Source organism: Thalassobius vesicularis (genome assembly GCF_004799325.1).
GTDB classification, from domain to species: Bacteria; Pseudomonadota; Alphaproteobacteria; order Rhodobacterales; family Rhodobacteraceae; genus Thalassobius; species Thalassobius vesicularis.
Map to the genome: position 1 here is coordinate 256,249 of NZ_SSMD01000003.1, position 16,370 is coordinate 272,618.

At 63.3% G+C, this 16,370-nt stretch carries 18 protein-coding genes and 1 tRNA gene; 4 read left to right on the top strand and 15 right to left on the bottom strand.

Going from position 1 to position 16,370, the window contains the following annotated elements; translation table 11 throughout:
* Nucleotides 1-43 precede the first annotated feature (43 nt).
* From E7681_RS19100 to E7681_RS07720, 6 genes are all read right to left on the bottom strand, one after another.
* Nucleotides 44-931, bottom strand: a complete 888-nt coding sequence (locus E7681_RS19100) for a MerR family transcriptional regulator (RefSeq protein WP_246032428.1) — start codon at nt 929-931, stop codon at nt 44-46.
* 18 nt (nt 932-949) lie between these two features.
* Nucleotides 950-1,252: an integration host factor subunit alpha gene (ihfA, locus tag E7681_RS07700; RefSeq protein WP_136338690.1), complete on the bottom strand. Its 303-nt coding sequence runs from the start codon at nt 1,250-1,252 to the stop codon at nt 950-952.
* A 93-nt stretch (nt 1,253-1,345) separates the two neighbouring features.
* Entirely contained in the window at nt 1,346-2,320 is a 975-nt protein-coding gene (locus E7681_RS07705) for a beta-ketoacyl-ACP synthase III (RefSeq protein ID WP_136338691.1), read from the bottom strand.
* Between the two features lie 4 nt (nt 2,321-2,324).
* Nucleotides 2,325-3,425 carry a phosphate acyltransferase PlsX gene (plsX, locus tag E7681_RS07710; protein WP_136338692.1) on the bottom strand — a complete coding sequence of 367 codons (1,101 nt, stop codon included), beginning with the start codon at nt 3,423-3,425 and terminating at the stop codon, nt 2,325-2,327.
* A gap of 23 nt (nt 3,426-3,448) precedes the next feature.
* Entirely contained in the window at nt 3,449-3,655 is a 207-nt protein-coding gene (rpmF, locus tag E7681_RS07715) for a 50S ribosomal protein L32 (RefSeq protein WP_136338693.1), read from the bottom strand.
* Nucleotides 3,656-3,800: 145 nt separating this feature from the next.
* Nucleotides 3,801-4,355 carry a DUF177 domain-containing protein gene (locus E7681_RS07720; protein ID WP_136338694.1) on the bottom strand — a complete coding sequence of 185 codons (555 nt, stop codon included), beginning with the start codon at nt 4,353-4,355 and terminating at the stop codon, nt 3,801-3,803.
* Between the two features lie 101 nt (nt 4,356-4,456).
* On the opposite strand from E7681_RS07720, the gene E7681_RS07725 reads away from it, so the two are divergent.
* The 3 genes from E7681_RS07725 to E7681_RS07735 all read left to right on the top strand — a co-directional run bounded on the left by E7681_RS07725 (nt 4,457) and on the right by E7681_RS07735 (nt 7,618).
* Nucleotides 4,457-4,912: an outer membrane protein assembly factor BamE gene (locus tag E7681_RS07725; protein WP_136338695.1), complete on the top strand. Its 456-nt coding sequence runs from the start codon at nt 4,457-4,459 to the stop codon at nt 4,910-4,912.
* A 79-nt stretch (nt 4,913-4,991) separates the two neighbouring features.
* On the top strand, nt 4,992-5,723 hold the full coding sequence (locus tag E7681_RS07730) for a GNAT family N-acetyltransferase (protein WP_136338696.1): 732 nt from the start codon (nt 4,992-4,994) through the stop codon (nt 5,721-5,723).
* Nucleotides 5,724-5,806: 83 nt separating this feature from the next.
* A complete protein-coding gene (locus tag E7681_RS07735; RefSeq protein ID WP_136338697.1) occupies nt 5,807-7,618 on the top strand; it encodes an ABC-F family ATP-binding cassette domain-containing protein in 1,812 nt (603 codons plus the stop codon).
* Nucleotides 7,619-7,718: 100 nt separating this feature from the next.
* On the opposite strand, the gene E7681_RS07740 is transcribed toward E7681_RS07735, so the two are convergent.
* The 7 genes from E7681_RS07740 to E7681_RS07770 all read right to left on the bottom strand — a co-directional run bounded on the left by E7681_RS07740 (nt 7,719) and on the right by E7681_RS07770 (nt 13,527).
* Entirely contained in the window at nt 7,719-8,474 is a 756-nt protein-coding gene (locus E7681_RS07740) for an SDR family NAD(P)-dependent oxidoreductase (protein WP_136338698.1), read from the bottom strand.
* A 54-nt stretch (nt 8,475-8,528) separates the two neighbouring features.
* Entirely contained in the window at nt 8,529-9,599 is a 1,071-nt protein-coding gene (locus E7681_RS07745; protein WP_136338699.1) for an AbrB family transcriptional regulator, read from the bottom strand.
* A gap of 188 nt (nt 9,600-9,787) precedes the next feature.
* Nucleotides 9,788-10,471 (bottom strand): SGNH/GDSL hydrolase family protein, encoded by a 684-nt coding sequence (locus tag E7681_RS07750; protein WP_136338700.1) that lies wholly within the window; start codon nt 10,469-10,471, stop codon nt 9,788-9,790.
* A gap of 320 nt (nt 10,472-10,791) precedes the next feature.
* Nucleotides 10,792-10,865: transfer RNA gene (locus tag E7681_RS07755), tRNA-Gly, on the bottom strand.
* 47 nt (nt 10,866-10,912) lie between these two features.
* On the bottom strand, nt 10,913-11,299 hold the full coding sequence (locus E7681_RS07760) for a potassium channel family protein (RefSeq protein WP_136338701.1): 387 nt from the start codon (nt 11,297-11,299) through the stop codon (nt 10,913-10,915).
* On the bottom strand, nt 11,296-11,940 hold the full coding sequence (locus E7681_RS07765) for a DsbA family oxidoreductase (protein WP_136338702.1): 645 nt from the start codon (nt 11,938-11,940) through the stop codon (nt 11,296-11,298). The genes E7681_RS07760 and E7681_RS07765 overlap by 4 nt, the downstream gene beginning before the upstream one ends.
* 69 nt (nt 11,941-12,009) lie before the next feature.
* Entirely contained in the window at nt 12,010-13,527 is a 1,518-nt protein-coding gene (locus E7681_RS07770) for a class I adenylate-forming enzyme family protein (protein ID WP_136338703.1), read from the bottom strand.
* 64 nt (nt 13,528-13,591) lie between these two features.
* Between E7681_RS07770 and E7681_RS07775 the strand changes: the two genes are divergently transcribed.
* Complete coding sequence (locus E7681_RS07775; protein ID WP_136338704.1) at nt 13,592-14,215, top strand: helix-turn-helix domain-containing protein; 624 nt, start codon at nt 13,592-13,594, stop codon at nt 14,213-14,215.
* Between the two features lie 26 nt (nt 14,216-14,241).
* Here the strand turns inward: E7681_RS07775 and E7681_RS07780 are convergent, their stop codons facing one another.
* Together E7681_RS07780 and E7681_RS07785 are read right to left on the bottom strand one after the other, a co-directional pair.
* Nucleotides 14,242-14,355 carry an entericidin EcnA/B family protein gene (locus E7681_RS07780; RefSeq protein ID WP_136338705.1) on the bottom strand — a complete coding sequence of 38 codons (114 nt, stop codon included), beginning with the start codon at nt 14,353-14,355 and terminating at the stop codon, nt 14,242-14,244.
* 3 nt (nt 14,356-14,358) lie between these two features.
* Nucleotides 14,359-16,170, bottom strand: coding sequence for an extracellular solute-binding protein (locus E7681_RS07785; RefSeq protein WP_136338706.1), 1,812 nt, complete (start codon nt 16,168-16,170; stop codon nt 14,359-14,361).
* Between the last annotated feature and the right edge of the window lie 200 nt (nt 16,171-16,370).

Consider the following 16,370-nt stretch of genomic DNA (forward strand, 5'->3'; position numbering starts at 1 on the left):
TGGCAGGGGCAAGCCCGTTTCGCGGAATTTTTCGCCTAATCCGTCAGTCGGCCAGAAGCCTTTGGCGAAGCGTCCGAAACTGGTCGCGAAGATCCTCAAGCGCACCGGTTTCTCCGGTCCACCCAGTGGCGCGGACAGCACGCAAGCGTGACAGCGGGCCGGGGCCAGCGTCCGAGGTCGCATCGACCGGTACATCGGGTTGGCGTGGGGCAGGGACGTCCTCAACCGGGGTTTCGATGGTCGCGGCGGCGGGTTCGGCTTGCTCTGGCTCGGGGATGGCGTCCGGCTCGGGCTCTGGGGCCATATCCGGCTCAGTCTCGGCCACAGTGTTGGGTTCGGCTTCCGGCTCGACCTGATCGAACATCGAAAAGAAGTTCGGAGCGTCGAACGCTTCATTCGCGGCGGGCTGTGGTGCAGCAGTTGGCGCAGACTGTTCCGGTGCCTCGGGCGCTGCCGGTTCTTCCGCGGGCAGGTCGTCCGTAGCGTGGTATTCGTCGAGGGCGCCGTCGAAATCCGTGCTCGCCAGTTCGTCTTCGGCGTCGTCCGTCTGGCGGCGGAATTGAAGCAGTTGCGCCGACTCGGGCACAGGTGCTGCCGCTTTCAAAGCCGCCACTTTTTCGGGCGAGGGGACCAGCGCCCCCGTTTCGGTCACTTCATCCAAGGGTTGTGACAGGGACGAGACATGCTCAACGCCGCGGTCACGCAACATCTTCTGCACGCCTTTGATTGTCAGTCCGTCATCGTGAAGCAGTTTCTTTATGCCGCCAAGCAACAGCATGTCCTGCGGGCGGTAGTACCGCCGCCCGCCAGCGCGCTTGATCGGCTTGACCTGGGTGAACTTGCTTTCCCAGAATCGTAGCACATGGGCCGGACGGTCCAACCAATCGGCAACTTCGCTGATCGTGCGAAAGGCGTCGGGGGATTTGGTCATCTCACCGCCCCCGGCCTATCAGGACTTGTTCCCTGCGGCGACCCGCTCTTTCATCAGGTGCGACGGACGGAACGTCAGAACGCGGCGCGGGTTGATCGGAACCTCTTCGCCGGTTTTCGGGTTGCGCCCGACACGGGCGGCTTTCTCGCGCACCGAAAACGTGCCGAACGACGAGATTTTCACCTGTTCGCCCGCAACCAGTGCGTCAGACATGTGTTGCAGCACGCTTTCGACCAGCTGGCTGGCATCGTTGCGCGAAAGACCGACTTCGCGGAAGATGGCATCGCTGAGGTCCATGCGCGTCAGAGTTTTTTCACTCATTTCCGTCCCCTTGTTTTGTCCAACATGGGCGAAGGCAAATTCCGAGTCAATATCAACGGTTTGCGCGGTGCTTTTTCAGCAAGAATTCCACGCTTACCAGCGCAGAACGACCGATCCCCAGGCCAGACCGCCGCCGATCGCCTCGGCAACCAGCAGGTCACCCGTCTTGATCTGGCCACGTGACACGCCCACGGACATCGCCAGCGGGATGGATGCGGCCGAGGTATTGCCGTGGTCCTGAACGGTGACGATCACCTGATCCATCGGCAGATCCATCTTCTTGGCCGTGCCCTGAATGATGCGGATGTTGGCCTGGTGCGGCACGATCCAATCGACATCGGATTCCGCAAGACCTGCCTTTTCCAGCGCGGCATGCGCGGTCGAGGTCAGCTTTTCGACGGCCTGACGGAACAGCGGGTTGCCCTGCATCCGCAGCTTGCCCGAGGTGCCGGTCGAGGACACGCCGCCGTCGACATAAAGCATCTCGCGATAGCGCCCGTCCGAGTTCAGGTCAGTCGCCAGCACGCCGCGATCATCGGTTGTACCAGTGGCCTCTTCGGCCTTCAGAACCAGGGCACCGGCGCCGTCACCGAACAGCACGCAGGTCGAGCGATCGGTCCAGTCCATGATGCGAGAGAAGGTCTCGGCCCCGATCACCAGTACGGTTTTCACCTGGCCAGCCAGAATCAGCGCGTTCGCATTGGCCAGCGCAAAGATGAATCCGGCGCAGACGGCTTGCACGTCAAAGCCGAACCCGCGGGTCATGCCCAGCTTGCCCTGCACCATGGTTGCAACCGACGGAAAGGTCAGGTCGGGGGTCGAGGTGGCAACAACGATTGCGTCGATGTCATCGGGCTGCATCCCGGCATTGGCCAGCGCCGCCTTGGCGGCATGGACAGCCAGATCCGAGGTCGTCTCGCCCTCGGCGGCAAAATGGCGCCGCTCGATTCCCGAACGGGCGACAATCCATTCATCGCTGGTTTCCAGGGATTTCTCGAACTCGCTGTTCGGAACCACTTTTTCCGGCAGGTAATGGCCGACGCCCTGCACTACGGCGCGTATAGTCATGACTTTATTCGCTGCTTTCCGCTTGGTCAGTCCCGGCATTCTTAGCGGCTGCGGTGGCGGATGCAACCCGTGCTGCAAGTTTCTGCGAAAAGCCGGTCTGCGAAAGCTGGAAAGCAAGCTTGACGGCGGCGGCGATGCCGGTCGCATCGGCCGAACCGTGGGATTTCACGACGGTGCCGTTCAGCCCCAGGAACACGCCGCCATTGACGCGGCGAGGGTCCATGCGCTTTTTCAGGCGCCGCAGCGAGGTGTAGGCCAGCAAGGCCGCCAGCTTGGACAGCGGCGAATGCATGAAAGAATCTTTCATCAATTCGCTGATCAGGCTGGCCGTGCCTTCGCCGGTTTTCAGGGCGACGTTGCCGGTAAAGCCATCGGTCACGATGACGTCGCAGACATCGCCGGGGATGTCCCCGCCTTCGACGAAGCCGACAAATTCGAAATTGGCGTTGGGGCCGGTGGCCGCCATCAGTTCATGCGCGGCTTTCAGCTCAGCGCGGCCTTTGTGTTCCTCGGTGCCGACGTTCAGCAGGCCGACGCGGGGGCGTTCAAGTTGCAGGCCGTTACGGGCGTAAGACGCGCCCATCAGCGCGTATTGCAGCAAGTCCTGCTCGTCCGCGCGGATATCGGCGCCGACGTCCAGCATCACGTTGAACCCCTGCGGATTGCGCGAGGGCCACAGAATCGCGATGGCGGGGCGGTTGATACCGGGCAGCTTGCGCAGGCGGATCATGCTCAGCGCCATCAGTGCGCCGGTGTTGCCGCAGGACACGCAAACATCGGCCTCGCCCGAGCGGACCGATTCCAGCGCCGACCACATCGACGTTTCCTTGCCATGCCGCATGACGTGGCTGGGCTTGTCCGTCATCAGGACGGTGTCTTTGGCGTCGCGAATCTCGACCCGGCCGGTCAGGGCCTTGCGTTTGGCGACCAGCTTTTCCAGCTCGTCACGCGGGCCATGGAGAACGAACCCGATCTGGGGATTCTCTTCGGCGGACATGGAAATACCGGCGACAACTGCCGCCGGTCCCCGGTCTCCGCCCATCGCATCAACAGAGATGACGATGCGCTCGGAACCCGCCTTCGACTGATCGTTTGCAACGGACATGCGAAGGCCGGTCTCCGAAATGCTTATGCCGCGTCTTCGTCCAGCTCGACTTCGTCGGCCATAGCGACGACTTCACGCTCACCGTAGTGACCGCAGGACGGGCAGACGTGGTGCGGGCGCTTCAGCTCGCCGCAGTTGCCGCATTCGTTGGGGTTTGCCGCGACCAGCGCGTCATGTGCGCGGCGGTTGTTGCGGCGCGACTTGGATACTTTGTTCTGCTGGACAGCCATGTCACAACCTCAATTTCCAAAGGGCCCATCGGCCCGGTTTCACGTGGGTGAGCGGCACATAGTCGGTCAAGACCGAGATGTCCAACCCAAAATTCGGATGAGGGCCGGAAAATACTGCGAATCCTGAAAGGCGCAAGTAGTTTTTTCACCCCTCGGCCGGATCATCGCCCGCCAGTTTGTCCCGCAAGGCAGCCAACCCCGCAAAGGGTTTCAGGTCCGCATCGCTCAGGGCTTCTTTGCCCGGTTCCGTATAGGCCGTAGCACCCATTTCGGCACCATCGGCGCGCGGGTACAGCGGCAGGGCCAGGGCAAGCGTCTCGATCATGACGGCGGCCGGGTCGATGGTGGCGCCCAGCTCCTCGATCGAGTCGTCCTCGGCCATCTCGACCTCTTCCTCGCTCTCCTCGGGGATTTCGGCAAGGTATCGCCGAGTTACGGGTTCCTCGATCCGGGTGGTCACGGGGGCCAGCGTCACGACACAGGGCTGCACGACCGTCGCCCCAAGGGTGCCGTCCAGGCGCCAGTCCCGCTTTCCATCGGCTTTGATTTCCCCCTCGAAGCGCAATTTGCGCAGACCAAGAAGGCCGAGTTCTTCGGCAAGTGCCCCCAGTTCCGACGAATCCGGGATCAGAGAGAAGCGAGTAGGGCGGTTTTGTGAAAGCTCCTGGACCTTCAGGGCTTGGCTGGACGGATTTGTCATCGGGCGGCAGGTTTCCTTTGCTTGAACCGGGGGCATTCCTTCTGTAATCGAATTAGAAGGCACGCGGTGCCAAGACAAGAGGGCAGCGCAAGGGGGCAGCCATGGCGGGCATTCCAGGGAAACTCAAATTCGCGGTTGTTGGGGGCATGATGCTGGTCTTGGCCGGTTGCTCGGCCCAGTATCGCAACCACGGCTATGTCCCGCCCCAAGAAGAGCTGGCCAACATCGTCGTCGGTGTCGACAGCCGCGACAGCATCGCCGAATCCATCGGCACGCCCACCACCAGCGGCGTTCTGAACGACAGCGGCTATTACTACGTGCGCAGCAAAGTCCGGCATTACGCCTATCGCGCCCCCGAAGAGATCGAGCGCGAGGTCGTCGCGATCACCTTCGACAAGCGCGGCGTCGTCCGCAACATCGAGCGGTTCGGCCTGCAGGATGGGCGCGTCGTCGTGCTGGAGCGTCGTGTGACCAGCTCCAGCATCGCGGACAAGAGCTTCATCCGTCAGTTGCTGGGCAACATCGGCCGGTTCACCGCCTCCGACTTCGTGGAATGATCGCGCCGTCACCGGCTTGACATGACTGGCATGGTAATGGCTGCCTAAATGCGCAACCGCGCATCATGGAGTGTGTGAAATGCTGTCCCTGTCCAAAGGCCGCTACCTGACCAGACTGGCCCAGAGCGATGCCGATCTGGCAGCGGCGCAGGCGTTGCGGCACCTGTGTTTTTACGGGACCGAAGGGCTGGACGCTGACGCATTCGATCCCATCTGCAACCACGTCCTTGTCGAAGAGGCGAAGACCGGGCGCCTTGTCTGCTGCTTTCGCATCCTGCCGCTGTCCGGCGGTGGCGAGATCAGCCAAAGCTACTCGGCCCAGTATTACGAGCTGTCCGCGCTGACCGCTTTCCCCGGCCCGATGGCCGAGATGGGGCGCTTTTGCATCCACCCCGAGGTCAAAGACCCCGACATCCTGCGCGTGGCCTGGGGCGCGATGACCCGCTACGTCGACGACAACGGGATCGAGCTGCTGTTCGGCTGTTCGTCCTTCCGGGGCACGGACGAGCAGGAATACCTCGACGCCTTTGCCATGCTGAAGGAACGCCACCTGGCCCCGCGCCGCTGGTTGCCCCGGGTGAAGGCTCCGCAGGTGTTCCGCTTTGCACAAAAACTGCGCCGTAAGCCCGACGCCAAGCTGGCCATGTTGCGCATGCCGCCTCTGCTGCGGACCTATCTGCTGATGGGCGGCTGGGTCAGCGATCACGCGGTAGTCGACGCCGACATGAACACCCTCCACGTCTTTACCGGGCTCGAGATCAACGCGATTCCCCCCGCCAGAAAGCGCCTGCTGCGGGGCGTGGCAGGCTAAGTCTCCCCCGGCTTTGAGGGATTATTGCGCAACGAGCCGAGGCAGCGCTTGACGCCGAAAGGCGGCATGGTTAGCTGCGCCGCATGGCACGCGCTCCTCTTCTTCAATTGACCGATATCTCGCTGACCTTTGGCGGCGAGCCTGTTTTTCACGATCTGTCCCTTGTGGTGCAGCCCGGCGACCGGGTCGCCCTGGTCGGGCGCAACGGGTCGGGCAAGTCCACCCTGATGAAGGTGATGGCCGGTCTGGTCGAGGCCGACGCCGGATCGCGCGTCGTCCCGCCGGGCGTCACCGTGGGCTACATGGAGCAGGATCCCGGCATGGAGGGCTTTGCCACGCTGGGCGATTACGCTGCCAGCGGGCTGGACCCGAACGAAACATATCGCGTCGAGATGGCTGGCGAAGGTCTGAAATTCGACCCGGCACGCGCGGTTTCGACCGCGTCGGGCGGCGAGCGTCGGCGCGCTGCCTTGGCCAAGCTGATGGCCGAAGCGCCCGAGTTGATGCTGCTGGACGAACCGACGAACCACCTGGACATCGAGGCCATCGCCTGGCTGGAAACCCAGCTGAAAGAGACCCGTGCGGGCTTTGTCCTGATCTCGCACGACCGTGCATTTTTGCGTGAACTTACCCGTGCAACCCTCTGGATTGACAGGGGAAATGTTCGCCGTCACGAAAGGGGTTTCGACGGGTTCGAGGAGTGGCGCGACAAGGTCTGGGACGACGAGGACATGCAGCGCCACAAGCTGGATCGCAAGATCAAGTCCGAAGGACGTTGGGCCGTCGAAGGGATCAGTGCGCGGCGCAAGCGGAACCAGGGACGGGTACGGGCGTTGCAGGCGCTACGGGCCGAGCGGGCGTCGCAGATCCGGCGGCAGGGGACTGCCGCGATGGAGCTGGCCTCGGGCCCGAAATCCGGCAAGAAAGTTGCCGAAGCCAAAGGTATTTCAAAGGCTTATGGCGATAAGGTTATCCTTAAAAACTTCTCGATCAAGATCGAGCGCGGGGACCGCGTGGCCTTTGTCGGGCCGAACGGCGTTGGTAAAACAACGCTTCTTAAGATGTTGATGGGACAGGAAAATCCCGATAGCGGAGAGATCAGCCTGGGCACCAACCTGTTGCCCGCCGTGTTCGATCAGGCGCGCGCGCAGTTGGACCCGGAAATGAGCCTGTGGGAAAGCCTGACGGGTGACCCGGACATGCGCGTTTCGGGCAAGGCGGACCAGGTGCTGGTGCGCGGCCAACCCAAGCATGTCGTGGGCTATCTGAAGGAATTCCTGTTCGACGAGCGCCAGGCAAGAGCGGCGGTTAAGTCCTTGTCAGGTGGGGAAAAAGCGCGTCTGCTGCTGGCTAAACTGATGGCCCGTGAAAGCAATATCCTGGTGCTGGACGAACCGACGAACGACTTGGATATCGAGACGCTGGACCTGTTGCAGGAACTGCTGGACGACTACGACGGGACGGTTTTGCTGGTCTCGCACGACCGGGATTTCCTGGACCGGGTGGCGACGCAGACCGTAGCGATGGAGGGAGATGGCAAGGCCACCGTCTATGCGGGCGGCTGGACGGATTACCAGACGCAGCGTGGCGCTGTTGCGGAAGAAAAGGTAGAAAAAACAGCGACTAACGAGTCAAAGCTAAAGTCGGAAAAGAAACCGGAAACCAAGCCCTCGGGGCTGAGTTTCACCGAAAAACACCGGCTGGAGGCGCTGCCGGGGATCATCGAGCGGCTGGAGGCGGAGATCGCCAAGCTCGAAGAATTCCTTATGAATCCAGAGCTTTACACGAAAGAGCCGGTGAAGTTCCAGAAAGCCACCGACGCGCTGGTCGAGCGCCAGAATGCGCTGTCCGCGGCCGAGGAAGAGTGGATGGAGCTGGAGGAAAAGGCCGGCTGAGGCGGGCAGTTCCACAGGGTTTGTGTGGATTGGCCCTCAGACCACAGGGATTGGTCAGACGCGTCGGGCGCCCCGGAAAACAGGGCGCCCGTTGCCGTTTTTACTGCATGCGCAGGGCGCCGTCGATGCGGATGACTTCGCCGTTCAGATAGCCGCATTCGCAGATGAAGCGCGCCAGCGAGGCGTATTCACGCGGATCGCCCAGACGCTTGGGGTTTGTCACGTCCTGGGCCAGCTGTTGGCGGACTTCTTCGGGCAGGGACATCAGCATCGGGGTCAGGAAGATGCCGGGCGCGATGGCCATAACGCGGATGCCCTCGCGGGAAAGATCGCGGGCCATCGGCAGCGACGAGGCAACGACACCGCCCTTGGAGGCGGCATAGGCGACCTGACCCTTTTGGCCGTCAAAGGCGGCAACCGAGGCGGTCGAGATGATGACGCCGCGCTGGCCGTCCTCGGTGGGTTCGTTCTTGGCCATCTCGACGGCTGCCAGACGGGCGACGTTGAAGCTGCCCATCAGGTTGACGTTCAGGATGCGCTGGTAGTGTTCCAGGCTGTGGGCGCCGGCCTTGTGGATGGTTTTCTCGGCGGTGCCGATGCCGGCGCAGTTCACGACGGTGTTGATCTTGCCCATCGCGGCGACGGCGGCGTTGACGGCGTTCTGGACCGACTCTTCGCTGGTGACGTCGGTCAGCACGAAGGTGCCGCCCAGCTCGGCGGCGACGGCCTGGCCGCGGGCTTCGTCGCGGTCCAGCAGGGTGACCTTGGCGCCGGATTCGGCGAACAGGCGGGCGGTGGCTTCGCCCAGGCCGGAGGCGCCGCCGGTGATGATGGCGCAGGTGTCTTTCATTTGCATGGTGGTTCTCTCCTCTGGGATATTGGCGGTGTATTACGGGGTTCGGCCCGACAGTTATTGTGGCGAGTCGCCGTCCGGCGGCAGCAGGCGCGCGGCAAAGGTCATTTCGACCACGGTCAGGATGATGCGGTAGATGTGGTGCAGGGTGACGATGGCGGGGTTGGCGTGCAGCGACAGCGCGACAAGGGCCATCTCGGTCACGCCGCCGGGCGCGAAGGAGATCAGCAGCACGTCCAGATGCAACCCGGTCAGCGGGCGCAGGATCAGCGCGCAGATCAGGCCAAGCGCCAGCATCCCGGCGACGGACAGCAGCGCCAGCCAGGTGGCGCGGATCATGGAACGCCCGCCCAGACCGGCAAAGCGCATGCCCAGCGAGGCTCCGATCACCACCTGCGCCAGGTTCACCAGCCATTGCGGCACGGGCAGATCGGCCCAGCCGGTCACGGTGACGATAGCGGCGGCCAGCAGCGGGCCGGTCAGCTGGTAGGCGGGCAGGCGGATGGCGCGACCGATGAGCAGGCCGACAAGGCCGATCGCCATCACCAGCGGCAGGGCGTGCAGATCGGCCCCCGCGCGCGCCAGCGTCTGACCCGAGGCAGAGCCCACGGGCGCGCCGTACCAGATCGACAGGCCGACGGGCACCAGCGTGATGACGGCGATGATGCGCAGGAATTGCTGCATGGTCAGGATGGCGATATTGGCGCCGGCGGCCTCGCCCATGGCGATGGATTCCATCAGCCCTCCGGGCGTGCCGGAATAGAAGGCGGTGGCGCGGTCATAGCCGCCAAGCCGCCGGAAAATCACGTAATTCAGCCCGTGTGCCGCCGCCACGAACACCGTCAGCAGCGCGAACGAGGTCAGGTAGGAGGGCAGGGCCGAGATCACCTCGGGCGTGACGCGGGTACCGATCATGACGCCGATCACGATCATGAACAGCATCCGGAATTTCATCGGGAACTTGTAATCTGCGGGCAGTTTGTCGACCCAGATCAGTGCGATCGCGCCCGAGGTCAGCAGGCTGCCCAGCATGAACGGCAGCGGCGTGTGCACGAATGCGGCCAGCAACCCGCCAAGCCCCGAAAGGGCGGTCAACATCAGGGTGATGAGTGCGGTTCTGAGCAACATGAGGGCGCCGTTCGTCTGTAGATAGCTATATGGCATAACATTTTGCGCATCGCAAGCGGATGCGAGGCTGTTGCGCCATGCGTGACGCGGGCAGGCTTTGATTGCAAGGCCTCAAAAACCGCAATCAACCATGTGATGCGGCCTCTGACGTGCGCAGGTGCAGGCCGTTGAGTCAGTGGACAGGTCGATCAGCTGCTTGGCATCTGCAAGGGGATCAGCTGACGCAGTTGTCGGGTGAGGGCGGCATAGCCTGTGGCGTTGGGGTGGAGGCCGTCACTGGTGCCGTCTTGTGGCGAATAGCCCTCAGGTGCGGGTAGGAATATGCAATTGGGCAGACGGGCACAGGCGGTGCGGATCAGGGCGTTCAGGGCCTGGCGGTGGGCCTCTTGGGTATCGGACCAATCTGGACGGACGACAGGCAGGGCTTCGCGCCAGATCAGCTGCTGGGCGGGGCCAAAGCGATCTGCCAAGCGGGTGATCTGATCGGGCAGGGCGGCGGGATCATGGCCGCGCAGCACGTCATTGATGCCGATGGCCAGATACCAGACCGGGACCTGCTGCACGGTCTGCGGCGTGATCCGGACCAGCAGCCCGTCAATCGTGTCCCGCCCCACGCCCAGATTGATTGAGGCCGGGATGTGGGCTGAGGTCAGCCAGCCCTCGATGATCGAGTCCCCGGCAAAGCCGATCTGAACAGGGCTGTCAGCCGTGATCTGCTGCAACCGTCGCGCATGGATGGCCTGCATCTCGCGGTAGTGCGCGGTCTGGGTGACAGGGGTAGGGGTGCCGGTGAGAGTGCGGAGCAGCCGGGCGGGATATCCTTCGCGGAGCAGTACGGCCAGGCATGCCGTCAGGATAACTCCTTGAAACACTGGCCAGATAAAGCTGTTAAACTTTAGCAAGAAAAGCACCACTGAAAAAACAATGAGGGAGAGAAACACCCTTGGGAGGAGAAAGTCAATGACACAACACGTGCGGTGATAGAGAAATTCCCCAGCCCTGCGGCGGGGCTGATCCGTCTGTGATCCTTCAAAGCCAGAGGCATTCACTGCCGGTCGCTTCGGGATTCAGGCTCTCGAAGCCTACCGAATGTTCCTGAATGTGCCCGACACAAAGCTGTATGGGCAAAGCATCCGAAGTGCGGAGCCAACGCGTAGGTTGCTGTCAGGATTAAAAAAATATGGAAGGTTGGTGGAGCGGGTAGCGGGAATCGAACCCGCGCGTTCAGCTTGGGAAGCTGACAGGCTACCATTACATCATACCCGCAATGGTGGCCCGAGATATACAAGCTGCTTGGCCGAGTTCAAGCGCAATTATGCGTTCGGGGTGTCGTGTTTCGGCGGCTCGGGCTGGTCGTCGGCGTTGGCGGCGTGGGGTTCGTCGCGCTGGTGGCGGTGGCCCAGATGGGCGATCAGCCATTCGGTGTGCTCTTCCCGTTTGCGCAGGGTGAAGGCGCCGAATTGCTGGATGGTGACGGCAAAGACGCCGAGGCCCACAAAGATGAAAACCGTGGTGCCGATCTTGCCGACCGTGGTGACGGGGACGATCTCGCCGTAGCCGACGGTGGACAGGGTGACGACCGTGAAGAAATAGGCGTCGAGGTAGTTCCACCCCTCGACATGATGAAAGAAGAGCGTCCCCCCGGTGATGACCAAAGCCAGGGTCAGGAACAGGGTGACGATCTTCAGAAAGCTGCTCATTCTTCGGCGGCGCGTTGTTCCAGGATTTCGTCCATCACCTTGAGCCACAGATCGGTGGGCTGCGCGCCCGGAACGGCGTGGCGCGAGGCGACGATGAAAGTGGGGACCGAGTTGACGCCCATTTCGCGCGCCGAGGCGTCCTTGTCGCGGATCAGCTGGGTGTCCTCGTCGGTGGCAAGCAGGCGAAGGATCACGCTGGCATCCAGTCCGCAGCTGTCTGCGATGTCGGCCAGGGTGTCACGGTCGCCGATGTCGCGGCCATCGGTGAAATAGGCGCGGAACAGGGCCGAGACGACGGCGGTCTGGTGGCCTTCGATGCCGGCCCAGTGGATCAGGCGGTGGGCGTCCAGCGTGTTCGGGGTGCGCTGCATCGCCTCGAGGTTGATGGTCACGCCGGCCTGCGCGGCATGTTCGACCACGGGCGCATAGGCGCGGATGGCGCCGTCCTTGCCGCCGAACTTTGCCTCAAGATAGGCGCGGCGATCCATGCCTTCGCGGGGCATGTCGGGGTTCAGCTGGAACGGGTGCCATTCGATCACGAAGGGATGGTCCGGGCGCTGTTCCAGCGCGCGATCGAGGTTCGTCTTGCCGATAAAGCACCACGGGCAAATCGGGTCGGACAGGATATCAAGCTTGACCATCGGGGCCTCCGGTTTTGGTCCCGTATTGGTACTGTGTGCCGTCCGGAAGGGAAAGGCCGATTTGGCCCGTCAGCGGCGCGGAAACAGGGGTTTGAGTGCCTTGCGCGACAGTTTTCCGTTGGGATTGGTCGGCATCGCGTCGATCCGGACCCAGGCGCGGGGCTGCTTGTAGCGCGCCAGACGGCTGTCGGCGTAGGCGGTCAGCTCCTCCTGCGGGATCTCGGCGTCCGAGGTGTAGAAGGCGGCGATGATGGCGGCGTCCTCCTTGATCTCGATGTCGGTGACGCCGATCTCGCGAATCCGGGGATGGGGCAGCAGGGCGGCCTCGACCTCGAGCGGGGAAACGCGGTAGCCGCCGGCGTTCATCATGTCGTCGACACGGCCGTGGAAGGTGATGTCGCCCGCCTCGGACATCTCGGCGTGATCGCCGGTCAGGAACCAGTCGCCCTGAAAGCGGGCGGCGGTGTCCTCGGGCGCGCCGTAATAGCCCAGCATCAGGCCCTGATCGCTGCGGTGGACGGCGATTGTGCCGTCTTTTCCGCACTCTACGGGGCCTTCTTCATCCACGATGGCGATCTTGCGGCCGGTCTGCGGACGGCCCAGAGTGCCGGGCAAAGCGGGGTTCGCGGGGCCAGCCGAGATGAAGGTCGAGCATTCGGACATGCCATACGCCTCGAAGATCAGCTTGCCGCCGGTGGCCTCGGCCCAGTGCTGGCGGATGGTGTCGGAGAGTTTCTCTCCGGCGGCCAGACCGTGGCGCAGCTTGGGCAGGTCCAGCTTGGCGTGGTGGCTGAGGATCTTTCGGTAAACCCCCGGCGCGGCTGCGAAAATCGTCGCGTCATGGCGGCGCAGCAGCAGCGGCAGTGCGTCCAGCGGCACGCCCTCGGCGGGGATCAGGGCGGTGGCGCCGACGCTCCACGGGTCCATCAGGCCGGTGCCCAGGGTGAAGGTCCAGTTGAAGGCACCCGCGTGCAGCAGGCGGTCGTCAACGCCAAGGCCGTACCAGCCTTCGTGCATCATCTGGCGGGCCCAGATGGCGCGGTGGGCGTGCATCACGGCGCGGGGCTGGCCCGAGGTGCCGGAGGTGTAGATGATGTAGGCCAGCCGGTTCGGATCGCCCATCGCGTAGTCCGCCGGGGGCAGGTCGCGCATGGCGGTCAGCTCGGCACTGGAGACGGTGGGCAGCGTGGTTTCGGGGCATGCGACGGCGGGGTCGTGCAGGATGCCAGCGGGCGACAGCTGATCGACCATCTTTTGCACTTCGGGCGCCGTCAGCATCGAGGAGGTCGGCACCGGCACCAGACCCACGGCAATCGCACCCAGGTAGGCCAGCGGGAAATCGACCGTATTGCCCAGCCGCATCAGCAGGATGTCACCGGGTTTGAACCCGCGCGCCAGCAGGCCCGTCCCGGTGCCCAGCACGGCGGATTTCAGGCGGCCGTAGGACCAGCGCTCGGACCCGGTTTGCGACAGCACCGCCAGCGCGATCTTGTCGGGCGCGTCATCGGCCCGCGCCAGCACATGAGCGGTGAAGTTGAAGGGCGTGGGGCAGGGCGCAAAGGCGCCGCGATCGAAAATAGATAGCATGAGAACGATTTATGCGTGTCCGGGATCAGTTGCAAGCGACCTTGGCTGCGAATAAGACTTTGCCATGACCCAGCGCGATCCGAAAGCCATCATCCGCATTGCCCGTGAAACCGGGGCCGAGGAACAGGCCGAACCCCTGGACCTGTCCAGCCGCGTGCGCGAGTTGCGCAAGGCGCGCGGGCTGACGCTGGAACAGGCCGCGCAACAGGCCGGGCTGGCGCGATCCACTCTGTCGAAGATCGAGAACGGGCAGATGTCGCCGACCTATGAGGCGCTGAAAAAGCTGGCGACGGGGCTGGATGTCTCGGTGCCGCAGCTGTTCACGCCGCCGGTCAAGGATCAGGTGAACGGGCGGATGTCGGTGACGCGCTCGGGCGAGGGGGCGGCTCATGCGACCGCCACTTACGAGCACGAGCTGCTGGCCAACGCCTTGGTGAAAAAGCAGATGCTGCCGTACCGGGCACGGGTGCGCGCGCGCTCGATGGAGGAGTTCGACGGCTGGGTACGCCATGACGGCGAAGAATTCCTGTACGTGCTGACCGGGGTGGTCCGACTGTATACCGAGTTCTACGAGCCCGTGGAAATGCGCCGCGGCGACAGCGCCTATTACGATGCCACGATGGGGCATAACGTGGTCTCGGTCAGTGACGAGGATGCACTGATCCTGTGGGTCACGTCGCTGACGTGACCGCCTGAACGCCAAGGTTTAGCGCGTCAGAACCAGTTGCGAACGGTGCGCGCGCCGCCCGAGATGTCGTTACCGATGCCTTCGATCGTGCCGCAGCTGGCCAGCAGGCCCAGCATGGCAATCAGGAACAGTTTTTTCATTGCTCACTCCTCGTACCACCAGACGTCGGGGATCCATCCGTTGCGGCCCCCGTAGATCGGGATGTGTTCTGGATATTTCAACTCTTTGGCATGGGCAATCCGGTCCGGGCCGAAGCTCCAGATCGGAATCACGTAGCGACCGGCCATCAGCACCCGATCCAGCGCGCGAGCGGCGGAAGTCAGCTCATCATTGGTGGTGGCGGTCAGCATGGCGTCGATCATCGCCTCGGCGGCGGGGCTGTCCATGCCCATCAGGTTGCCGGTGCCGGGCAGGGTGACACCGGTCTTGCCCCAGTAGAGTTTCTGTTCATTCCCCGGTGACAGCGACAGATCGCGGCGGAACGGGGTCATGTCGAAGTCATAGTCCCGCTGGCGGGCGGCGTATTGGGCGTTGTCGACGACGGTGGTGGTCATCTCGATCCCCAGCCGCTCCAAAGCGGGGCGGTACATGTCGAAGACCGACTGGTTCAAAGCGTCGCCCTGGCGCAGCAGGACGGTGAAGCGGAAGGGCGCGCCGTCCTTGACCAGGGCGCCGTTCTCGACGTGCCAGCCGGCTTGCTCCAGCAGGTCGACGGCGCGGCGCAGGTCTTTGCGGTTGCGCGGGCTGGTGTCGCCGTCGGGCAGGGCGTAGCCGTCCAGCGCGCCGGGGGGCAGGTCGGCAGCGAAGGGGGCCAGCAGCGCGGCCTCGCGTCCCGTGGCGGGGCCGGGGCGCAGGCCCAGCTGGCTTTCCGAGAAATACGAGGTGATGCGCGCCTGCCGCCCGCCGGTGATGGTGTCGTTGATATAGGGGAAGTTGAAGGCCAGGATCATCGCCTCGCGCACGCGCCAGTCATCAAAGGGCGCGCGGCGGGTGTTCATCACGTAGCCGGTCATGCCCGAGGGGCGCTGGTGCGTGACCTCGGATTTGAAGATGCGGCCGTCGCGGATGGCGGGGAAATCGTACTGGGTGGCCCAGGTCTCGGCGTTGGCCTCGCGGTAGAGGGTGACGAGGCCGGATTTGAACGCCTCGAACAGCACGCTGTCGTCGCCGAAAAACTCGATCCGCAGCTCATCAAGGTTGTTGGTGCCGCGCCGGGCGGGCAGATCGGCGCCCCAGTAGTTGGGATCGCGTTTCAGCACGACAAAGCGGCCCGGATCGTAGTCGGACACCACATAAGGGGCCGAGCCGATGGGGATGTCGTGCAGCGACGCTTCGCTGAACTCTTTGCCGTCCCATTGTGCCTTTTTCAGGATCGGGCGCAGGCCGGCGATCAGGGGCAGCTCGCGATCCGCGGTGTTGAAGGCGATGCGGACAGAGCGCGGGTCGGTCTGGGTGATCTGGGCCACTTTCTGCTGGAAGCCCAGATAGCGGGGATGGCCCTGCGTGCCGAGGGTTTCAAAGGACCAGATCACATCCTCGACCGTCACCGGGCTGCCATCCGAAAACCGTGCGGCCGGGTTCAGCGTGAATTCCACCCAAGAGCGATCCGCCGGAACCTCGACCGATTCGGCCAGTAGCCCGTATAGGGAGAAAGGTTCATCCATGCTTCGCGTCATGAGGGATTCATGGGTATAGAATCGCAACTGCCACGGCACCGTTCCCTTTCTTATGAACGGGTTGAGCGAATCGAAACCGCCGGTGTTGCCCTCGACCAGACGGCCGCCTTTGGGGGCGTCGGCGCGTGCATAGGGCAGGGACACAAAATCTGGGGGCAGGGCCGGGTCGCCGTACATGGCTATACCATGGCTGGGTTCCGCCGATGCCGCAGATGCCAAGAAAACAAGAGCCAAACCGGCGGCGAACGCCCTGACGCTGGGGAAATTGTGTGATCTCATTTGTAGGACAATCCTGCTCGGCCCTTTGTTTGTTGGAGCCTAGCGTAACGGTGAATTGACGTGTTTTCAAACTTTTGGCTTGGAGTCGCGCGGCGGATTGCTTATAAAGAGGTCACTGCTCGATAGGTTTCTTGCCTGTATGAAACCTGCCTCAATAACTTAACGCCGGCTTCGTGCCGGCGTTTTTTTTTGGCGTGAAA

Bases quoted from the DNA above. Each gene is read 5' to 3' on its own strand.
- E7681_RS19100 (WP_246032428.1), bottom strand. From the start codon at position 931: ATGACCAAATCCCCCGACGCCTTTCGCACGATCAGCGAAGTTGCCGAT.
- ihfA (WP_136338690.1), bottom strand. From the start codon at position 1,252: ATGAGTGAAAAAACTCTGACGCGCATGGACCTCAGCGATGCCATCTTC.
- E7681_RS07705 (WP_136338691.1), bottom strand. From the start codon at position 2,320: ATGACTATACGCGCCGTAGTGCAGGGCGTCGGCCATTACCTGCCGGAA.
- plsX (WP_136338692.1), bottom strand. From the start codon at position 3,425: ATGTCCGTTGCAAACGATCAGTCGAAGGCGGGTTCCGAGCGCATCGTC.
- rpmF (WP_136338693.1), bottom strand. From the start codon at position 3,655: ATGGCTGTCCAGCAGAACAAAGTATCCAAGTCGCGCCGCAACAACCGC.
- E7681_RS07720 (WP_136338694.1), bottom strand. From the start codon at position 4,355: ATGACAAATCCGTCCAGCCAAGCCCTGAAGGTCCAGGAGCTTTCACAA.
- E7681_RS07725 (WP_136338695.1), top strand. From the start codon at position 4,457: ATGGCGGGCATTCCAGGGAAACTCAAATTCGCGGTTGTTGGGGGCATG.
- E7681_RS07730 (WP_136338696.1), top strand. From the start codon at position 4,992: ATGCTGTCCCTGTCCAAAGGCCGCTACCTGACCAGACTGGCCCAGAGC.
- E7681_RS07735 (WP_136338697.1), top strand. From the start codon at position 5,807: ATGGCACGCGCTCCTCTTCTTCAATTGACCGATATCTCGCTGACCTTT.
- E7681_RS07740 (WP_136338698.1), bottom strand. From the start codon at position 8,474: ATGCAAATGAAAGACACCTGCGCCATCATCACCGGCGGCGCCTCCGGC.
- E7681_RS07745 (WP_136338699.1), bottom strand. From the start codon at position 9,599: ATGTTGCTCAGAACCGCACTCATCACCCTGATGTTGACCGCCCTTTCG.
- E7681_RS07760 (WP_136338701.1), bottom strand. From the start codon at position 11,299: ATGAGCAGCTTTCTGAAGATCGTCACCCTGTTCCTGACCCTGGCTTTG.
- E7681_RS07765 (WP_136338702.1), bottom strand. From the start codon at position 11,940: ATGGTCAAGCTTGATATCCTGTCCGACCCGATTTGCCCGTGGTGCTTT.
- E7681_RS07770 (WP_136338703.1), bottom strand. From the start codon at position 13,527: ATGCTATCTATTTTCGATCGCGGCGCCTTTGCGCCCTGCCCCACGCCC.
- E7681_RS07775 (WP_136338704.1), top strand. From the start codon at position 13,592: ATGACCCAGCGCGATCCGAAAGCCATCATCCGCATTGCCCGTGAAACC.
- E7681_RS07780 (WP_136338705.1), bottom strand. From the start codon at position 14,355: ATGAAAAAACTGTTCCTGATTGCCATGCTGGGCCTGCTGGCCAGCTGC.
- E7681_RS07785 (WP_136338706.1), bottom strand. From the start codon at position 16,170: ATGAGATCACACAATTTCCCCAGCGTCAGGGCGTTCGCCGCCGGTTTG.